The organism is Pseudomonas syringae group sp. J248-6 (genome assembly GCF_032586995.1).
GTDB classification, from domain to species: domain Bacteria; phylum Pseudomonadota; class Gammaproteobacteria; order Pseudomonadales; family Pseudomonadaceae; genus Aquipseudomonas; species Aquipseudomonas amygdali.
Genome location: NZ_JAWHOP010000008.1, coordinates 144704 through 161793, shown reverse-complemented (window position 1 = coordinate 161793; position 17090 = coordinate 144704). Strand labels below are relative to the sequence as shown.

At 60.0% G+C, this 17090-nt stretch carries 17 protein-coding genes; 9 read left to right on the top strand and 8 right to left on the bottom strand.

Translation table 11 applies throughout. The features are described from left to right. Window positions 1-86 precede the first annotated feature (86 nt). On the top strand, window positions 87-971 hold the full coding sequence (gene rarD / locus RYC17_RS13195; RefSeq protein ID WP_058409093.1) for an EamA family transporter RarD: 885 nt from the start codon (window positions 87-89) through the stop codon (window positions 969-971). Window positions 972-974: 3 nt separating this feature from the next. On the opposite strand, the gene zapE is transcribed toward rarD, so the two are convergent. Beyond that, window positions 975-2090: a cell division protein ZapE gene (gene zapE / locus RYC17_RS13190; protein WP_058400934.1), complete on the bottom strand. Its 1116-nt coding sequence runs from the start codon at window positions 2088-2090 to the stop codon at window positions 975-977. 50 nt (window positions 2091-2140) lie between these two features. Continuing rightward, complete coding sequence (locus RYC17_RS13185) at window positions 2141-3586, bottom strand: SulP family inorganic anion transporter (protein ID WP_058400933.1); 1446 nt, start codon at window positions 3584-3586, stop codon at window positions 2141-2143. On the opposite strand from RYC17_RS13185, the gene RYC17_RS13180 reads away from it, so the two are divergent. Both RYC17_RS13180 and ampC read left to right on the top strand, forming a co-directional pair. After that, window positions 3585-3731 (top strand): hypothetical protein, encoded by a 147-nt coding sequence (locus tag RYC17_RS13180; protein ID WP_005744526.1) that lies wholly within the window; start codon window positions 3585-3587, stop codon window positions 3729-3731. The genes RYC17_RS13185 and RYC17_RS13180 overlap by 2 nt on opposite strands. Next, window positions 3731-4888 (top strand): class C beta-lactamase, encoded by a 1158-nt coding sequence (ampC, locus tag RYC17_RS13175; RefSeq protein WP_316903319.1) that lies wholly within the window; start codon window positions 3731-3733, stop codon window positions 4886-4888. Before RYC17_RS13180 ends, ampC begins: the two co-directional genes overlap by 1 nt. On the opposite strand, the gene ada is transcribed toward ampC, so the two are convergent. Continuing rightward, complete coding sequence (gene ada / locus RYC17_RS13170; protein WP_316903318.1) at window positions 4877-5983, bottom strand: bifunctional DNA-binding transcriptional regulator/O6-methylguanine-DNA methyltransferase Ada; 1107 nt, start codon at window positions 5981-5983, stop codon at window positions 4877-4879. The two genes, ampC and ada, sit on opposite strands and share 12 nt — an antisense overlap. Window positions 5984-6053: 70 nt before the next feature. Continuing rightward, entirely contained in the window at window positions 6054-6668 is a 615-nt protein-coding gene (locus RYC17_RS13165) for a DNA-3-methyladenine glycosylase family protein (protein ID WP_122259462.1), read from the bottom strand. A gap of 313 nt (window positions 6669-6981) precedes the next feature. Here RYC17_RS13165 and efeU point away from each other — a divergent pair, with 313 nt between their 5' ends. From efeU to efeO (RYC17_RS13145), 4 genes are read left to right on the top strand one after another with little or no spacing between them, the layout of a single operon-like run. Further along, window positions 6982-7836, top strand: coding sequence for an iron uptake transporter permease EfeU (efeU, locus tag RYC17_RS13160; protein ID WP_044323083.1), 855 nt, complete (start codon window positions 6982-6984; stop codon window positions 7834-7836). Window positions 7837-7844: 8 nt separating this feature from the next. Continuing rightward, on the top strand, window positions 7845-9056 hold the full coding sequence (efeO, locus tag RYC17_RS13155; protein ID WP_316903316.1) for an iron uptake system protein EfeO: 1212 nt from the start codon (window positions 7845-7847) through the stop codon (window positions 9054-9056). A gap of 24 nt (window positions 9057-9080) precedes the next feature. After that, window positions 9081-10403: an iron uptake transporter deferrochelatase/peroxidase subunit gene (gene efeB, locus RYC17_RS13150; RefSeq protein ID WP_316903314.1), complete on the top strand. Its 1323-nt coding sequence runs from the start codon at window positions 9081-9083 to the stop codon at window positions 10401-10403. Between the two features lie 29 nt (window positions 10404-10432). After that, the gene (gene efeO, locus RYC17_RS13145) at window positions 10433-11257 is read left to right on the top strand and encodes an iron uptake system protein EfeO (protein ID WP_316903313.1); all 825 of its coding nucleotides are present in this window, start codon (window positions 10433-10435) and stop codon (window positions 11255-11257) included. 670 nt (window positions 11258-11927) lie between these two features. Here efeO (RYC17_RS13145) and RYC17_RS13140 read toward each other — a convergent pair. The 3 genes from RYC17_RS13140 to RYC17_RS13130 all read right to left on the bottom strand — a co-directional run bounded on the left by RYC17_RS13140 (window position 11928) and on the right by RYC17_RS13130 (window position 13993). Then, the gene (locus RYC17_RS13140) at window positions 11928-12698 is read right to left on the bottom strand and encodes a molybdopterin-dependent oxidoreductase (RefSeq protein WP_122257965.1); all 771 of its coding nucleotides are present in this window, start codon (window positions 12696-12698) and stop codon (window positions 11928-11930) included. After that, window positions 12695-13315 carry a cytochrome b/b6 domain-containing protein gene (locus RYC17_RS13135; RefSeq protein WP_122257966.1) on the bottom strand — a complete coding sequence of 207 codons (621 nt, stop codon included), beginning with the start codon at window positions 13313-13315 and terminating at the stop codon, window positions 12695-12697. Before RYC17_RS13135 ends, RYC17_RS13140 begins: the two co-directional genes overlap by 4 nt. A 72-nt stretch (window positions 13316-13387) precedes the next feature. Then, window positions 13388-13993: a hypothetical protein gene (locus tag RYC17_RS13130; RefSeq protein WP_004657065.1), complete on the bottom strand. Its 606-nt coding sequence runs from the start codon at window positions 13991-13993 to the stop codon at window positions 13388-13390. 170 nt (window positions 13994-14163) lie between these two features. Between RYC17_RS13130 and RYC17_RS13125 the strand changes: the two genes are divergently transcribed. Together RYC17_RS13125 and RYC17_RS13120 are read left to right on the top strand one after the other, a co-directional pair. After that, entirely contained in the window at window positions 14164-14853 is a 690-nt protein-coding gene (locus RYC17_RS13125) for a heavy metal response regulator transcription factor (RefSeq protein ID WP_002554192.1), read from the top strand. Beyond that, the gene (locus RYC17_RS13120) at window positions 14832-16220 is read left to right on the top strand and encodes a heavy metal sensor histidine kinase (RefSeq protein WP_316903308.1); all 1389 of its coding nucleotides are present in this window, start codon (window positions 14832-14834) and stop codon (window positions 16218-16220) included. The genes RYC17_RS13125 and RYC17_RS13120 overlap by 22 nt, the downstream gene beginning before the upstream one ends. A 19-nt stretch (window positions 16221-16239) precedes the next feature. Here RYC17_RS13120 and RYC17_RS13115 read toward each other — a convergent pair whose 3' ends face one another. Then, complete coding sequence (locus RYC17_RS13115; RefSeq protein ID WP_005733740.1) at window positions 16240-16908, bottom strand: polysaccharide lyase family 7 protein; 669 nt, start codon at window positions 16906-16908, stop codon at window positions 16240-16242. Window positions 16909-17090 lie beyond the last annotated feature (182 nt).

Genomic DNA, 17090 nt, shown 5'->3' with positions numbered 1-17090 from the left:
TTTCCTCACCTGCACACTAAACTGGCCTCCGTTCGCACCAGACCGGTGCGCAAGCCCATGCCCGAGCATCCGCAAAAGAGGCCATTGTGTACAAAGGTGTCGCGCTGTCAATCCTGGCTTCCGTGCTGTTCGGGGTCATGTATTTCTATACCTCGCTGATGTCGCCCCTCGACGGTGAAGAGATATTCGGCTGGCGCATGCTGCTGACCGTGCCTTGCGCGACGCTGTTCATGTGGGTCAGCGGCGACTGGACGCGGGTCCGTGAACTGGCGGGTCGGCTCAGGCGGCAGCCGCTGCTGATAGCCGGGCTGCTGCTGTCCTCGCTGTTGCTGGGCGCACAGTTGCTGATCTTCATGTGGGCACCGCTGCACGGGCGCAGCCTGGAGGTGTCGCTGGGTTATTTCCTGCTGCCGCTGAGCATGATTCTCACCGGCCGCATCGTGTACGGCGAACACCTCTCGTATCTGCAAAAGGTCGCAGCGGTATTTGCCATGATCGGTGTCGGCCATGAGCTATGGCGGCTGGGCAGCTTTTCGTGGGAGACGCTATTGGTCGCGGGCGGTTATCCGCTGTACTTCGTGCTGCGACGCAAGCTCAAGACCGACCACCTCGGCGGGCTCTGGTTCGACATGCTGCTGATGCTGCCCATCGGCCTGTGGTTTATCGCCAACGGTCATCCGCAAGCCATCCAGCAGGCACCGCTGCTGTACCTGCTGATTCCCGTGCTCGGGGTCATCAGTGCCTCGGCACTGGTCAGTTACATCGTTGCCAGCCGGTTGCTGCCGTTCAGCCTGTTCGGCTTGCTCAGTTATGTCGAACCGGTGCTGCTGGTAGGCGTCGCCCTGTTGCTGGGCGAGAGCATCGGCCGCGATGAATGGCTGACTTACCTGCCAATCTGGCTGGCCGTCGTGGTGCTGATGATCGAAGGTGCCAAACACATGCTGGCCCAACGCCGTCGGGATGCAGCTTGAGGCTCAGGACTCGGTGAAACGCTCCAGTTGCATTTCCTGAAGCCGACTCAGGGTGCGCCGAAAGGCAAACGACAGATAACCCTGAGTGTACAGTTCGTCCATTGGCACCGGCGCTTCGACATACAGCGGAATGCGCCGGTCATAACATTCGTCCACCAGTGCAATGAAACGTCGCACGCCGTCGTCGTTGGGCGATAACTGCGGCAGCTCTCGGTCGCCTGCCGTCACCTGCTCCACGCCATCCTCGGTGCCACGGGCAATCTTCGCCTCGCGCTGGGCGGCGCTGAGGGGCGGCACTTCGCTAAGCAGAATTACCGAGAAACGATCACACAACGCAATGAAATCCATCGCCGCCAGCGGTTGCTCACACAGGTCGCGATAGCGGCACCACACGGCCGTGTCGGAATGCTGAACCACATTGATACTGCGATAGCCGAGCATGACCTGCGAGTCGTGAACCGGCTGGCCAGCGCTCAGCGCTTCGAATATCGCCTTCAATGCACTTGGCTGACCGGCCTGCGCAACCCAGTAACGCTGGTGCAACTGTCCGGGGTGCAGGCGATGATCCTCGCCGCCGTCGACCGCCACCACATTCATGTATTTCAGGATTGCGGCGACCGCAGGCAGGAAACGCTCACGATTGTGGCCGTGGCTGTACAACTTTTCCGGTGGCTGATTGGACGTACAGACCAGCACTACGCCTTCTTCGAACATCACCTGCAGCAGCCCGCCGAGAATCACTGCGTCGCCGATGTCAGTCACGAACAACTCATCGAAACACATCACCCGCACTTCCCGCGCCAGCTCTTTGGCGACCACGGTCAGCGGCTGAGGCGTGCCCATCAGCTCGAACATGCGCTTGTGCACCCAGCGCATGAAGTGATGAAAATGCTGACGCCGGGCCGGGACGCTCAGGCTTTCGAAAAAGCGGTCCATCAACCAGGTCTTGCCGCGCCCGACCGGCCCCCACAAATAGACGCCCTGTGTCCGACCCCGCGCATCGGTCAGGGCCTGATAGCACGCCTGCAACTGTCGGGCAGCCTGCAACTGCGCCTGATCAGGCTGAAAACCACGCTGGACGGCACGTTCGTAGGCTTGCAGCGGGGAGACGGCATCCATCAGGCACACACCTTCGGTATCAGAGAAAAGACATACGGCCTAAACGCGGCTCATGCGTGCTGCACGCCGGCGCGCTTGAGCAGTCGCTTGCAGCGCTCGGACAGGTGCACCACGCGCAGATGCTTGCCCGCTTTGGCATAGCGCTCGCGCAAGGTCTTGAGCGCAGCAATGGCCGAGTAATCGACGAAACTCAGGTGGCGGCAGTCCAGTGTCACCTGTGCCGGGTCATCGGCCGGGTTGAACTGGTCGAGAAACGGCGTGGTCGAGGCGAAGAACAGCGTGCCGTGCAGGTGATAGACCTTGCTGCCGTCGGCCTCTACATGGCTGTCTGCATACAGCTCGCGGGCCTGCTGCCAGGCAAAGTTGATCGCCGCGATGATGATGCCGAACAGCACCGCAGTGGCCAGGTCGGTGAGCACCGTGACCACGGTCACGGCAATGATCGCCAACACGTCATTGACCGGCACCTTGCGCAGCACACGCAACGAGGCCCAGGCGAACGTCTGCTGAGCGACCACGAACATCACCCCGACCAGCGCCGCCAATGGAATGCGCTCGATCAGCGGCGACAGAAACAGCACGAACATCAGGATCATCAAACCCGCCACCACGCCCGACACACGACCGCGGCCGCCGGAACTGAGGTTGATCACCGTCTGGCCGATCATCGCGCAACCGCCCATGCCGCCGAAGGCACCGGACACCACGTTGGCAGCACCCAGCGCTACGCACTCGCGATCCGGATAACCGCGGGTCTCGGTGATCTCGTCGGTCAGGTTCAGGGTCAGCAGGGTTTCGAGCAGACCGACCAGCGCCATCAGGATGGCGTACGGGGCGATGATGCGCAGGGTGTCCAGGCTCCACGGAATGTCCGGCATGGCGAATACCGGCAGGCCACCGGCAATGTGCGCCATGTCGCCCAGGGTGCGGGTCGGCAGGCCGAGCAGGTAGACCGCCAGCCCGACGCTCAGGATCGCCACCAGCGCAGGCGGTGCAACACGAGTCAGGCGCGGCAACAGATAGACAATCGCCATGGTCAGCGCCACCAGACCGAGCATCACGTACAGCGGCGTACCGCTGAGCCATGACTCACCAACCTTGAAGTGCTCCAATTGCGCCATCGCGATCACAATCGCCAGGCCGTTGACGAAGCCCAGCATCACCGGATAAGGCACCAGCCGCACCAGTTTGCCGAGCCGCAGCAGCCCGAACAGGATCATGATCAAACCGCCCAGCAGCACGGTCGCCAGCAAATACTGCACGCCGTGCTGCACCACCAGCGCGACGATTACCACCGCCATCGAACCGGCCGCGCCGGAAACCATACCCGGACGCCCGCCGAACAGGGCCGTCAGCGTACAAATGATGAACGCGCCGTAGAGCCCCATCAGCGGGTTGAGATGGGCCACCAGTGCAAAGGCAATGCACTCGGGCACCAACGCAAAGGATGTCGTGAGCCCGGCCAGGACTTCGGCGCGTATACGGATTGATTTCATGGGTTACCTGAACCGCGCCCCGTGGAGGAAGCGCAAAAAAGGAGGCATATTACGCAAACCCGCCGCCACCGACCACCGCAGCAAGGCTTCAAAACAGCGTTCTTCGATGATCGGCGGCGACCCAAAACAACAAGGAATCATGTGATGCCATGGAATAAGACACTGTTATGCGCGGCGCTTGTGCTGAACGCTTCCCTTGCCTGCGCTCAAGACCCGGCACCTGACCTTGATGCCGTTGTGCAGCAAGCGGCGCAGCAGGTGATGCAGGAAAACAACATTGCAGGCATGTCCATCGCCATCACCCACAACGGTACACAACAGTTCTATAACTACGGCGTCGCCTCAAAAGCAACCGGCCAGCCGGTGTCCAGCGATACGTTGTTCGAACTGGGCTCGATCAGCAAAACCTTCACCACCACACTGGCCACCTGGGCGCAGGCCAATGGGCAGTTGTCGCTGAACAACAGCATCGACACCTACCTGCCGCAATTGAATGACACACGTCTGGGCAAAATACCGGTCTTTCACCTCGGCACCCACACAGCAGGCGGTTTCCCCCTTCAAGTGCCCGACAAGGTGCAGAACACTCGCCAATTGATGGACTATTTCAAGGCCTGGCAGCCCGACTACCTGCCCGGCACCCACCGCACCTATGCCAACCCGAGTGTGGGCCTGCTCGGCATGGTTGCGGCGCGCAGCATGAAGCTGCCGTATGAAAAAGCCCTCCAGCAGCGTCTGTTTCCGGCGCTGAACCTGAGCAACACCTACGTGACCGTGCCCGACGAAAAGCAGGCGTTTTATGCACAGGGCTACAACAAACTCGACGAACCGGTCAGGGTTAACCCAGGTCCTCTGGCGAGTGAAGCCTACGGCGTGAAATCGAGTGCTCGGGACATGATCCGTTTTGTCGAGGCAAACCTTGGGCCTGGTCAATACGATGCGCCGCTGCAACGCGCGCTCAGCGACACACGGATCAGCTATTTCAAAGTCGGCGGCATGACTCAGGACCTGATCTGGGAGCAGTATCCGATGCCGGTTGGCTTGGCGCAGCTGCTTGAAGGCAACGCCAGTGCCATGCTGAACACGCTCAAAACCGAAGTGATCGAGCCGCCGCAGGCAGCGCAATCTGCGGTCTGGGTCAACAAGACCGGATCAACCAACGGTTTCGGTGGCTATGTCGCGTTCATACCGGAAAAACAGCTCGGCATCGTGATTCTGGCCAACAAGAACTATCCGAATGAAGAACGGGTAAGGCTGGCCTACCGGATTCTCGGCGAGTCAGGCTGCTGTTCAAAGCCCTGAAAGAAGCCCTGTTCCCTCGGCAGCTTCGATTTCAAGCAGCTTGCGCTTGCGCTCGACACCCCAGCGATAGCCGGATAACGACCCGTCGCTGCGCACGACCCGATGGCAGGGAATGGCAACTGCCAGCGTGTTGGCGCCGCACGCATTCGCCACTGCGCGAACCGCGCTGGGCATACCGATCCGGGTGGCGATATTGGTGTAGGTTGCGGTCGATCCGGCAGGTATATCCCTGAGCGCCTGCCATACCCGCTCCTGAAAAACCGTGCCGCGGATATCCAGCGGCAGCGCGAGGCCGGTCGCAGGCGACTCGACAAAGCCCACGACCCGGGCGACCAGTTGTTCAAACTCTTCATCCCCGCCGATCAGATTGGCATTGGGGTACTGATCCTGAAACTTTTCGACCAGAACATTGGGGTCGTCTCCGAGCGAAATGGCGCAGATACCCTTGGGACTTCTGGCCACCAGAATCGAGCCCAGCGAGCTTTCACCCAGTGCAAACCTGATATCGACATTGGTCCCGCCTGCGCGGTATTCAGAAGGTTTCATGCCCAGCATTTTCTGCGAAGCCTCATAGAATCGACTGTTGGAGTTGAAGCCTGCTTCATACAGCGCACTGGTGATGGTCACATCGTGGGAAAGCTGGACTTTCACTCGCGAGCGCAAGGAAGCGACGCTGTAGGCTTTGGGCGTCAACCCGGTGAGCTTCTTGAAAGTGCGGTGAAAATGAAAACTGCTCATCCCGACCTTCTCCGCAAGCGCAGCGAGATTGGGCATCGAGTCGCAGGCGTCTATCAGCCTGCAGGCTTCGGAAACGGCCGAGGCATGCTTGAGGTCCACGCTTTGCTGATCACTGCCAGTGCGCCGCGACGGGCGAAACCCGGCAGCTTCAGCCTCGCTTGCCGAAGAAAAGAACACGACGTTTTCCGGTCTTGGGAGTTTGCTCGGGCTGCCGGGTTTGCAGTAGATACCGGTTGTCAGCACACCGTAGACGAAGTCAGCGCCCGCACCTGAACGACGATTGAGCAGGACCTCCCAGCGCGGATCCTCTTCGGTTCGTGGCGCGCGCGTTTTCAACGTGCCTTTCATGTTTTCCATGCTGATGGCCTGTCTTGAGTTTCGATGAGCCTATCCCTGCCGCAACACACAGGCACTCCGAGTCTTGCTTTCAAATTCGAGATAAGTCGATGTCGCTGAAGTTGGCCGGTACTCGCCACAAATACCAGGCGGCAATCGTCCTGTAAGGGCCGAACCGTTCGCCAATTCTGGCCATTTCCCTATGACCCGGCTTGAGTTCGAGAGCATACAGCCGTCGATAGCCTTCGCACACGCCATAGTCGCTGGCGGGCATCACGTCCATCTGACCGAGACCGTAAATGAGCATCATCTCGACCGTCCAGCGACCTACGCCCGGCAACTGGATGAGGCGCTCGACAAGCGCTTCATTGCTCATGGCCAATGCAGCGCTGACATCGGGGACAAGACCGTCGACCCGTGCCGCGGCAATGGCTTTGATCGCACGGCACTTGGACGCCGAGAAACCGCAGGAGCGCAGTGTTTGCTCATCCAGTTCGACCAATGCCTGCGCGGCCGGAAAAGCCGCGTCTGGAAACAGGGCGCGCAGCCTCATGACCATAGCGTCACCCGCTTTGGCATGCAGTTGCTGATAGGCGACGGCCTTGATCAGCGCCTGGAATGGGTCCTGCGCAGCCGTGACGGGGTGCAGACAGGGGCCGACGTGATTGATCAGTGACTCCCATCGACTGTCGATGGCCTTGAGCATTTCGACCGCCTCTGCATGTGCAGCAGCGTTCGCGTCAATTGGCTGTGCGCACTCGCTGCCAGGTGCGTCTGATTCTGATGACATCGTGTTTTCCCAAATAGAAATGGGCAGGTCAGGCCACCCAGTGGCCGCCCCCGGTATTTATTACGCTCAAGCCAGCCCAGCTGAACCTGACCTGAACAACCTGCCAAAACCGGGATGCAGATAAAAAACAACTACCCGCATTCAAGAATGAGTATCATTATGTTACGCAGTGTTTCCGGCTTATGGCTCGCTGAAGCACGTTCACCCTACAGTTTTGACCCGGTGAGATATGCTCGTTCCGTTTTTGATCATGCTGCGCGAAGGCATCGAAGCCGCGCTGATTGTTGGCATTATCGCCAGTTACCTGAAGCAGACCGGCCGCGGCGAGTGGATGCCTGCGGTGTGGATCGGCGTGTTCCTCGCTGCCGCGCTGTCGCTGTTCGTCGGTGGCGGGCTTGAGTTGATGAGCGCCGAATTCCCGCAGAAGCAACAGGAGTTGTTCGAAGGCATTGTCGGCCTGATCGCCGTGGGCATTTTAAGCTCGATGGTGTTCTGGATGCGCAAGGTTGCCCGCTCGATCAAGCACGCTTTGCATGAATCTCTGGACGCTGCCCTCACCGGCTCGAAAAACCAGACCTACGCGCTGATCGCCATGGTGTTTTTCGCCGTGGCCCGCGAAGGGCTGGAGACCGTATTCTTTCTGCTCGCGGTGTTCCAGCAGAGCGAAGGCTCGGGCGCACCGCTGGGTGCCCTGCTCGGCCTGTTGCTGGCCGTGGGCTTCGGCGTAGCCATTTACAGCGGCAGCATGCGCCTGAACCTGGGCCTGTTTTTCCGTTGGACCGGGCTGTTCATTCTGGTGGTAGCCGCGGGCATTCTCGCCAACTCCGTTCAGGCTTTGCATGAAGCCGGGATCTGGAATCATCTGCAGGAAGTGGTCTTCGACATCAGCGCACTGTTGCCGATGGATGGGCCCGCCGGCTCGGTACTGGCCGGCATGTTCGGTTACCAGGACGCTCCGACCGTCAGCACCTTGAGCGTCTACCTGATTTACCTGATCGGGGCGCTGCTGCTGTTCTTCATGCCGCACACCCCGGCGTCCGGCAAGACCCTACAGCCGAAAACATCTTCTGTGACGAACGAATAAGGGCACCCATGTCTATCCGTACCCCAGGGCCTTCCGAGAACGCCCGGCCGCCCCGTGTCCTGCAATTGGCTGTCGCCGGTTCGGTGATCCTGATGATTGCCGCTGGCGGGCTGTTCTATTACGCCTCGCAGGTCGCGGCAAAAAAGCGTGCAGCCAATGCCGGCACTGAAACCGTGGTCAATATTCACGCCCGCAACTGTGAGCCGAATGTGCTGACAGTGGCGGCGGGCAAGAATGCCTTCCGCATCGTCAACCGCTCGGAACGCGCCGTCGAATGGGAAATTCTCGATGGCGTGCTGGTGGTTGAAGAGCGGGAAAACATTGCGCCGGGGTTGAGCCAGGTGATCAATGCCAATCTGGCTCCCGGCGATTACGCGATCACCTGCGGCCTGCTCAGCAACCCGCGTGGCACCTTGCACGTCACCCCGACCGCCGAGTCAGATGCAAAAGCCAAGGCACGTCCGTCGATGACCGCCTTCATCGGCCCTCTTTCCGAATACCGGGTGTACCTGAGCCTGCAAGGTTCGGCACTGATCAAGGCCGTGACGGCTCTGCAACAAGCCATTGAGGCTGGCGACTTGAGCGCCGCGCAGGCGGCGTATCTGCCCGCCCGCACTGCGTATCAGCGCATTGCTCCCGCTGCTCAGCGCCTGTCGGAACTGGACAATGCCATCAATGCCCGCGCCGATTACTATGAGAAGCGTGAACAGGATCCGGGCTTTACCGGCTTCCACCGCATTGAATACGCATTGTTCGATCAGCACAGCGTCGAGGGCCTGTCGCCCGTCGCGCAGCGCCTGCAAACCGATGTCACTCAGCTCAAACAGCAGTTAATGGCGCAATCGCTGGCTCCCGAACAACTGGCGGCCATCGCCATCCGCACGATGCGCAGCCTGGCTGACGTACGCAGCAACGGCGAAGAAGAACGCTACAGCCACAGCGACCTCAACGGCTTTGTCGCCAATCTGGACGGCACCCGCAAAATCGTCGATCTGCTGCGTCCGTTGCTGACCCGCAGCGCTGCCGATCTGCTGCAGAAGATCGATGCAGCCATGGCTGATCTGGACACCACACTTGATGCGTTGAGCACCGCTGATGGGGGCATGCGCCCCTATGACCAGGTGGACGAGACACAGCGTCGGCAAATCGCCGCCAAGGCTGGCGCACTGGCTGACGCACTCAACGGCATCGACGCGGCACTTGGCCTTTCTGACCTCTGATTCACTGGAGCACAGCACACTACGATGAAAAACCCAGACAGCAATCCAGACGCTACTAACGCTCCCGCTTCAATACAGCGTCGCCGTGTCCTGATGGGTCTCGGTGCTGCCGGTGCCGCGCTGGCTGGCAGCAGCCTGAGCGGCAACGTACTGGCCGCAACGCCGGCGCAGGTCACCGAAGCGCCCAACAGCGAAAAGACTCAGGACCACAACGATTTTCACGGCCTGCATCAGACCGGCATCGTCAACCCGCGTCCGGCCGCAGGCATGCTGGTCGCGTTCGACGTGCTGGCCGCCGACCGCGAAGACCTCGAGCGCCTGTTCCGCACGCTCAATGAGCGCATCGCGTTCCTGATGACCGGCGGCCCGGTGCCGGAGATTGATCCGAAACTGCCACCGCCTGATTCCGGCATTCTTGGCCCGGTGGTCACCCCGGACAACCTGACCATTACCGTGTCGGTAGGCGAATCGCTGTTCGATGAGCGCTTTGGCCTGACCCCGGTCAAACCCAAACGCCTGATCCGCATGACCGGCTTCCCCAACGACGCGCTGGATCCGGCCAGTTGCCATGGCGACCTGAGCATCCAGTTCTGCGCCAACACCGCCGACAGCAACATTCACGCCCTGCGCGACATCGTCAAGAACCTGCCTGACCTGCTGCTGGTGCGCTGGAAACAGGAAGGCACCGTGCCGCCCCAGGCACCGAAAAAGCCCGGTCAGCCGCCGGAAAGCGCGCGCAATTTCCTCGGTTTCCGGGATGGCTCGGCAAATCCGGATTCCAACAACCAGAAGACCATGAACGAGCTGGTCTGGGTGCAGCCGGGTAGCGACGAGCCAGCGTGGGCCGCCAACGGTAGCTATCAGGCCGTGCGAATCATCCGTAACTTCGTGGAACGCTGGGACCGCACGCCATTGCAGGAGCAGGAATCGATTTTCGGCCGCAGCAAAAGCACCGGTGCACCTATGGACGGCAAGGTCGAGACCGACGTACCCAACTACGTGGCAGACCCGGAAGGCAAGAAAACCCGACTGGATTCGCACATCCGCCTGGCCAACCCGCGTACCGCCGAAAGCCAGCGCAACCTGATCCTGCGCCGTCCGTTCAATTACTCCAACGGGGTGAACAAGAACGGTCAGCTGGACATGGGCCTGCTGTTCATCTGCTATCAGGCTGACCTGGAAAAAGGCTTCATTACCGTTCAGAGCCGCCTCAACGGCGAGCCGCTGGAGGAATACCTCAAGCCGGTCGGTGGTGGTTACTTCTTCACCCTGCCGGGGGTAACCGGTGACCAGGATTTCATCGGCCGCTCGCTGCTGGCAGCGGCGGCGTCCACTACAACCGCATGACCTACCCACTCCAGACCCGGAAGACACCCATGAAAAAGACGCCCCTGGCTTTGCTCTTGACCCTTGGCCTGCTCCAGATGCCACTGGCTGCCTTTGCCGCCACCGCGCCGCTGGACCTGGTAGGTCCGGTTTCGGACTACAAGATTTACGTGACCGAAAACATCGAAGAACTGGTCAGCCACACCCAGAAGTTCACCGATGCCGTGAAGAAGGGCGACATCGCGACGGCCAAAAAGCTGTATGCCCCTACCCGCGTGTACTACGAGTCGGTAGAGCCGATTGCCGAACTGTTCAGTGACCTGGATGCGTCCATCGACTCACGCGTCGACGACCACGAGCAAGGCGTTACGGCAGAAGACTTCACCGGTTTCCATCGTCTGGAGTACGCGCTGTTCTCGCAGAACACCACCAAGGACCAGGGCCCTATCGCCGACAAGCTGTTGAGCGACGTCAAGGACCTGGAAAAGCGCGTAGCCGACCTGACCTTCCCGCCTGAAAAAGTAGTCGGTGGCGCAGCAGCCTTGCTGGAAGAAGTAGCAGCGACCAAGATCTCCGGCGAAGAAGACCGTTACAGCCACACCGACCTGTATGACTTCCAGGGCAACATCGACGGCGCGAAAAAAATCGTCGACCTGTTCCGCCCGCAGATCGAGCAGCAGGACAAAGCCTTCTCCAGCAAAGTCGACAAGAACTTCGCCACCGTGGACAAGATTCTGGCCAAGTACAAGACCAAGGACGGTGGCTTTGAAACCTACGACAAAGTCAAAGAGAACGACCGCAAAGCCCTGGTCGGCCCGGTCAACACCCTGGCCGAAGACCTCTCGACCCTGCGCGGCAAACTGGGCCTGAACTGACCTGAAACGCCGCGCCTGAAAGCGCTTTTTAACGCGATGGCACTGACGACGCAGAGTGCAACGTCAGTGCCAGGGCGAAGGAACCCGACGAAGTCGGGCCGGAAACCGGAGCGAAAGGCTTTGGTTACTTTGGCCTCATCAAAGTAACTCGCCGAGGGGCGAAAAGGTGACCTGAGCCGAACCTCAATCCACCTGACAAAGAAAAAACCGCCATGTGACGCAGAGCGTCACGAACGGCATTCCCACGCGGTGAACTACCACCGAAATGCTTTTCAACCACGATGGCACTGACGACGCAGAGTGCGACGTTAGTGACGGCTGAGTCCTGGCGCTGATCCGGGGGTAGCCTGGCAGGACGCCAGGCTAGCCGCACCGGGCCATGGATGGCCCGTTGCGGCGACCCCCGGATCAGTGTCAGGGCGAAGGAACCCGACGCAGTCGGGCCGGAAACAGGAGCGAGGGGTTTGGTTACTTTGCCCCGTCAAAGTCACTCGCCGAGGGGCGAAAAGGTGACCTGAGCCGAACCTCAATCCACCTGAAGTCGCAGAACCGCTGTGTGACGCAGAGCGTCACGAACTGCACTCCCACGCGGAGCGTGAGGAACGAGAGGGGCTCGTAAGAACACCTATCGTGCCCATGCTCCACATTTCTGGACGCTCTGCGTCCGCGCCTAGATCCCGCTGAACCAGTTGTACCCCTGATCCTCCCAATACCCCCCAGGATTCTCGTTGCTGACGAAGATCTCGACGATGTGCTTGGGGTTCTTGAAGCCCAGCTTGGTCGGCACCCGCACCCGCAACGGGTAACCGTAATCAGGTGGCAGGGCCACTTCACCGAAGTCCAGCGCCAGCAACGTCTGCGGGTGCAGCGCAGTGGGCATATCCAGGCTTGAATAATAGCGATCGGCGCACTTGAAGCCGACGAAACGTGCCGTGGTATCGGCGCCGATGTACTCCAGAAACGTCTTCAGCGGCACACCGCCCCATTGCCCTATCGCGCTCCAGCCTTCAATACAGATCAACCGCGTAATGTCAGTGCGTTGCGGCAATTTGCGCAGAGCACCCAGCGTCCACGGCTGCTTGTCACGCACCAGCCCGGACACCGCCAGCCGATAGTCGGAAAGCTCCACCTCCGGCACGTTGTATTCGGGGTAGAACGCATTGAACGGGAACGGGTTGGTCAACTGCGCCTTGCTGTAGGTCGGGGCCAGTTTCTGGCCGTTGAACAGCCAGGCCTGAACCCGGTCATTCCAGCGCGACATGGCCCACAGCACTTTATCGACCTGATCGCCATCCTGCAGGTTGCAGCCGGTGAGCATCGACATCGCCCCCACGGTCAGCCCGGCGCGCAGAAAAGAGCGGCGCTGAATATCGACAAGTTGGCTCTGCTGCGCAGGCTCAAGACGAATGCGCTGGGTGATGCGTTTACGAGGTTCGTTCATGGTTGCGCAGTTCCGTCTTCGTTCGGCTGGCGGCCGCCGGTAATCATGGGTAACAAGGTACTGGGCACCAGCACGACCAGCACCAGATGAACAACAACAAACGCGCCGATGGCCGTCATCGCGCCAAAATGCACCCAGCGGGCAAAATCGAACCCGCCCAGCAGCGCAACCAGGCCCTGAAACTGCACCGGTTTCCAGATAGCCAGCCCGGACACCACGACCAGCACGCCCATAATCAACACCAGCCAGTACATCAGCCGTTGCACCGCGTTGTAACGGCCTTTGACGTGGGCCAGGCGCAAATGCAGCGCATCACTCATGTCACGCTTCACTTCAGACGGGCGAACCGGCAGCAGATCACGTTTGAAGTGGCGGCTGAATACGCCATACAGCACATACAGCAGGCCGTTGATCACCAACAGCCACATGACCGCGAAGTGCCAGGCAATGGAGCCGCCCAGCCAGCCGCCGAGGGTCAGGAATTTGGGAAAGGTGAATGGCATCAGTGGCGATGCGTTGTAAATCGCCCAACCGCTCATGAACATGCAGACCATGCCCACGGCATTGACCCAATGCGTCAGGCGCACCGGCCACGGATGAATGGGACGGGTTTTCATGTCGAGATTCCTCTGAATCAGGCATGGCCGGGAATGTCAGCAGCAGCCAGCCACTGACATCCTCGGCGGCGATCACATCGGCGGAGTGAAACCGTCCTTGCCGACTGCCACACCGCGTGCTGACTTGCCGTCGTCAGCCGGGAACACCACGACCTTGGCGCCTTTGGTCAACTGGTCGACCTTGCCCGGTTCAACGTAGGCGATAGGCACATCCTGTGGCACCACCAGCTTCTTCTCGCCCCCCTCGTACTTGACGGTCAGCGTGCGGCCATCAGCCCCGGCCAGCGTGCCGACAGTGCCATTGGTCATGGTGCCCGTGCTGCCATCCGCGTTTTCCCAACCATAATGGCCTTCGCCGCTGCCTTTAAGGCTCGCTTCAAACACGGTCACTTCCAGCGCTTTCAACGTGCCATCAGCCTGGGGAATGGCAGCCGAACCCACGAAGCTGTCACCTTTGATCTGCTTGAAATCGGCTTCGGATACAAGACGAATACCGGTCTTTTCAGTCAGTTTGATGCTCTGGTGCTGGCCCGCACGGGTGGTGAAGTCAAGTGTGTCGGCGCTGACGCTGTCGACGGTCCCGCGCATCGGTTTAACCACCTTCATGTCAGCAGCCTGAGTCATGACAGCAGCGCTGAGCAACAGCAGGCCGAACGTAGTAGAGAGTGCAGTCTTCATCGGTACTTCCTTGGCAGTTGATATCTGAAACCCATCCTTGCACCGTTACCGGCACCGCAGAATGACCGGGCAATGACATTTTTGTCATTCGCCGGACACCTTGTCGGCAACTGGTTAGACTTCGGCATCGGTGCACCGTGGGTGCCTGCAAAAGCGTAGCGGACAAAACGATGCATATCCTGCTGATTGAAGACGACACCAAAACCGGTGAATACCTGAAGAAGGGCCTGGGTGAATCCGGCTACAAGGTCGACTGGACCCAGCACGGTGCCGACGGCCTGCACCTGGCACTGGAAAACCGCTACGACCTGATCGTGCTGGATGTGATGCTGCCAGGCATCGATGGCTGGCAGATCATCGAAGTGCTGCGCGCCCGGCAGGACGTGCCGGTGCTATTCCTGACCGCTCGCGACCAGTTGCAGGACCGGATTCGCGGGCTGGAACTGGGCGCTGACGATTATCTGGTCAAGCCGTTTTCCTTCACTGAACTGCTGCTGCGCATCCGCACCATCCTGCGCCGGGGCGTGGTGCGCGAGGCAGACCATTTTCATCTGGCCGACCTTGAACTGGACCTGCTGCGCCGCCGCGTGACGCGTCAGCAGCAGGTCATCGTGCTGACCAACAAGGAGTTTGCCCTGCTGCACCTGTTATTACGCCGCGAAGGCGACGTGCTGTCACGAGCACAGATCGCCTCGGAAGTCTGGGACATGAATTTCGACAGCGACACCAATGTCGTGGACGTCGCCATCAAGCGTCTGCGCAGCAAGGTCGACCTGCCCTACCCGGTCAAGCTCATCCACACCGTGCGCGGTATCGGTTATGTGTGTGAGGTGCGGCCATGCGACGCCAGCCTTCCCTGACCCTGCGTTCTACCCTCGCCTTCGCGCTGGTGGCCATGCTTACGGTCAGCGGCGCGGGCCTTTATCTGTACCAGTCCATAGAAGAAACGGTGATGCAGCGCAGCGACCATGCGGTACTGGCGCGGCTCGATCATTTCCGCAAGCTGTTGCGCTACGACCTGACGATGGACAACCTCAAAGGCAGCCCGCAGCTGTTCGAGAACATGCTCGACAGCGAGGAAGATATCTTCATCATCGGCGAGCCGGGCAAGCCACCGGTGATATCGGTCAACCCGCAACGCGCGCCACTGCCGGAACTGCCGACCGTGGCGCAGGATCAGCCATTACGGGTCGATGACCTGCGCAGTGGCATGAGCTTGCAAGGCGTGCCGTTGCGTGCGGCGGCAGTGCAGGTGATGTCCAATGGCGTTGCGGTGCGCTTGCAGGCCGCGCACCTGATGGTCAAGGAAATGGCCATGCTCGCCAGCTTCCGGCAGAGCATTTATATCGCCGTTGCGCTGGCGTTCCTGATTACCGCCGTGCTGGGTTACGTATTGCTGCGGCGCGGCTTGCGCCCACTGCGCAGAATGGCTGCCCACGCTGCCGCAATCACCCCGGCCAGCCTGCACAAACGGCTCGACAGCCACGACACGCCTGTCGAGCTGCAACAATTGAGCGATGCCTTCAACGCCATGCTTGACCGTCTGGACGATGGCTATCGACGCTTGATGCAGTTCTCCGCCGATCTGGCCCACGAGATTCGAACACCGGTCGGCTCGCTGATGGGCCACTGCCAGGTCGCCTTGCGCCAGAACCGCAGCGCCGACGAATATCAGGCCCTGCTGGCTTCCAATCTGGAAGAGCTGGAACGTATCTCAAGGCTGGTGGAAAGCATCCTGTTTCTGGCACGAGCGGACGAAGCCCAGGCCGCGCTGGAACGCCAGCCGCTGGACCTGCACGATGAATTACAACGCGTGGCCGGTTATTTCGAAGGGCTGGCTGAAGAGCGTAATCTGCGGCTGAGCCACAGCGGACAAGGTACGTTGCTGGCCGACCCGATCCTGCTGCGCCGTGCCCTGAGCAATCTGGTCGCCAACGCAATTCGCTATGCGAATGAAAACAGCGAAATCCTGATTCGTGTTGCGGCAGTTGATCGTCAGTGGCGAATCGAAGTAGAAAATCAGGGCCCGGTATTACCACAAGCCACGCTCGCGCGACTGTTCGACCGCTTCTATCGGGGTGACGCCTCGCGCCATGAGCGCTCGGACTCCAACGGCCTGGGGCTGGCCATTGTTACAGCAATCATGCACTTGCATGGCGGGCGGGTCGAAGTGGCTCAACCCGCCGCCGGCAGAATCTGCTTCAGTCTGATATTTCCAGCGGTCTGAATCTTCCAGACCGTAACGATCAATTCTTTTTCTCGTGGGCAATGGCCAGCTTGTAGAAAGTGGCCGAACCGCCTTCAGTGGTGTAACCGGTATTGTCCTGGGTATAGACCCCTGCCTTGAAGTAGAACAGTTTACTGGCCCAGGCTGAATCCAGCTTGGCGTACCAGACTGCGTCGAAGGCATTGACCGTCAGGTCGCCGCTGGGCGACAGGTTGATGGTGTAGTTGAACTGCTTGTTGAGCGGCACGCCCTGCGCAATGGTAATGACCTCGATTTCCGAGTCTGGCGTACGACGAAACTTGGCGACGATATTGCCGGTCTGCAGCTTCTCCTTGTACTGGTACTCCACCTTCAGCAGCGGCTCGGTGCTCTGGTAGCAGTGAATCTGACCGATCACGATTTTGCCCGTGGAAGGCACTTGATCGACCTCCAGCGTCGCGCGCAGAAAATTGTCAGCGCTTGAGTAGGCCCAGTTGAAGACCCTGCCATCGGACGTCGTCTCGCGTAATTCGGAGCGCGGGTACTTGGCGTTCTCTGTGGTGGAACCGGTCACCGGTGCCCAGAAAAACAGCGTATCCCCGGATTGAAAATAGCCATCCCGATAACCCTTAACCAACTTGGGGGTTTCGATGATGGTCGCGGGACTTCCGACAGGGACGGAAAGATTCCAGGTGGCAAGGTCGATCATGGAGTAGCTCGCAAGGTACGCATTGCGCACCGACAGAATGGCTCTGGAACGGGCGTGCTGGCCCGTTGTGGTCAACCAGACTATCGGCTGAATCGTTTATTTTTTAAACAGCGACGACAACACTATGACGCCAATAAACCGCCACAAAAACACCAATGCCACTACTTTGATGTCAAATCACG

Bases quoted from the DNA above. Each gene is read 5' to 3' on its own strand.
- zapE (WP_058400934.1), bottom strand. From the start codon at position 2,090: ATGGATGCCGTCTCCCCGCTGCAAGCCTACGAACGTGCCGTCCAGCGT.
- RYC17_RS13180 (WP_005744526.1), top strand. From the start codon at position 3,585: ATGGGTTACCTGAACCGCGCCCCGTGGAGGAAGCGCAAAAAAGGAGGC.
- RYC17_RS13185 (WP_058400933.1), bottom strand. From the start codon at position 3,586: ATGAAATCAATCCGTATACGCGCCGAAGTCCTGGCCGGGCTCACGACA.
- ampC (WP_316903319.1), top strand. From the start codon at position 3,731: ATGCCATGGAATAAGACACTGTTATGCGCGGCGCTTGTGCTGAACGCT.
- ada (WP_316903318.1), bottom strand. From the start codon at position 5,983: ATGGAAAACATGAAAGGCACGTTGAAAACGCGCGCGCCACGAACCGAA.
- RYC17_RS13165 (WP_122259462.1), bottom strand. From the start codon at position 6,668: ATGCTCAAGGCCATCGACAGTCGATGGGAGTCACTGATCAATCACGTC.
- efeU (WP_044323083.1), top strand. From the start codon at position 6,982: ATGCTCGTTCCGTTTTTGATCATGCTGCGCGAAGGCATCGAAGCCGCG.
- efeO (WP_316903316.1), top strand. From the start codon at position 7,845: ATGTCTATCCGTACCCCAGGGCCTTCCGAGAACGCCCGGCCGCCCCGT.
- efeB (WP_316903314.1), top strand. From the start codon at position 9,081: ATGAAAAACCCAGACAGCAATCCAGACGCTACTAACGCTCCCGCTTCA.
- efeO (WP_316903313.1), top strand. From the start codon at position 10,433: ATGAAAAAGACGCCCCTGGCTTTGCTCTTGACCCTTGGCCTGCTCCAG.
- RYC17_RS13140 (WP_122257965.1), bottom strand. From the start codon at position 12,698: ATGAACGAACCTCGTAAACGCATCACCCAGCGCATTCGTCTTGAGCCT.
- RYC17_RS13135 (WP_122257966.1), bottom strand. From the start codon at position 13,315: ATGAAAACCCGTCCCATTCATCCGTGGCCGGTGCGCCTGACGCATTGG.
- RYC17_RS13130 (WP_004657065.1), bottom strand. From the start codon at position 13,993: ATGAAGACTGCACTCTCTACTACGTTCGGCCTGCTGTTGCTCAGCGCT.
- RYC17_RS13125 (WP_002554192.1), top strand. From the start codon at position 14,164: ATGCATATCCTGCTGATTGAAGACGACACCAAAACCGGTGAATACCTG.
- RYC17_RS13120 (WP_316903308.1), top strand. From the start codon at position 14,832: ATGCGACGCCAGCCTTCCCTGACCCTGCGTTCTACCCTCGCCTTCGCG.
- RYC17_RS13115 (WP_005733740.1), bottom strand. From the start codon at position 16,908: ATGATCGACCTTGCCACCTGGAATCTTTCCGTCCCTGTCGGAAGTCCC.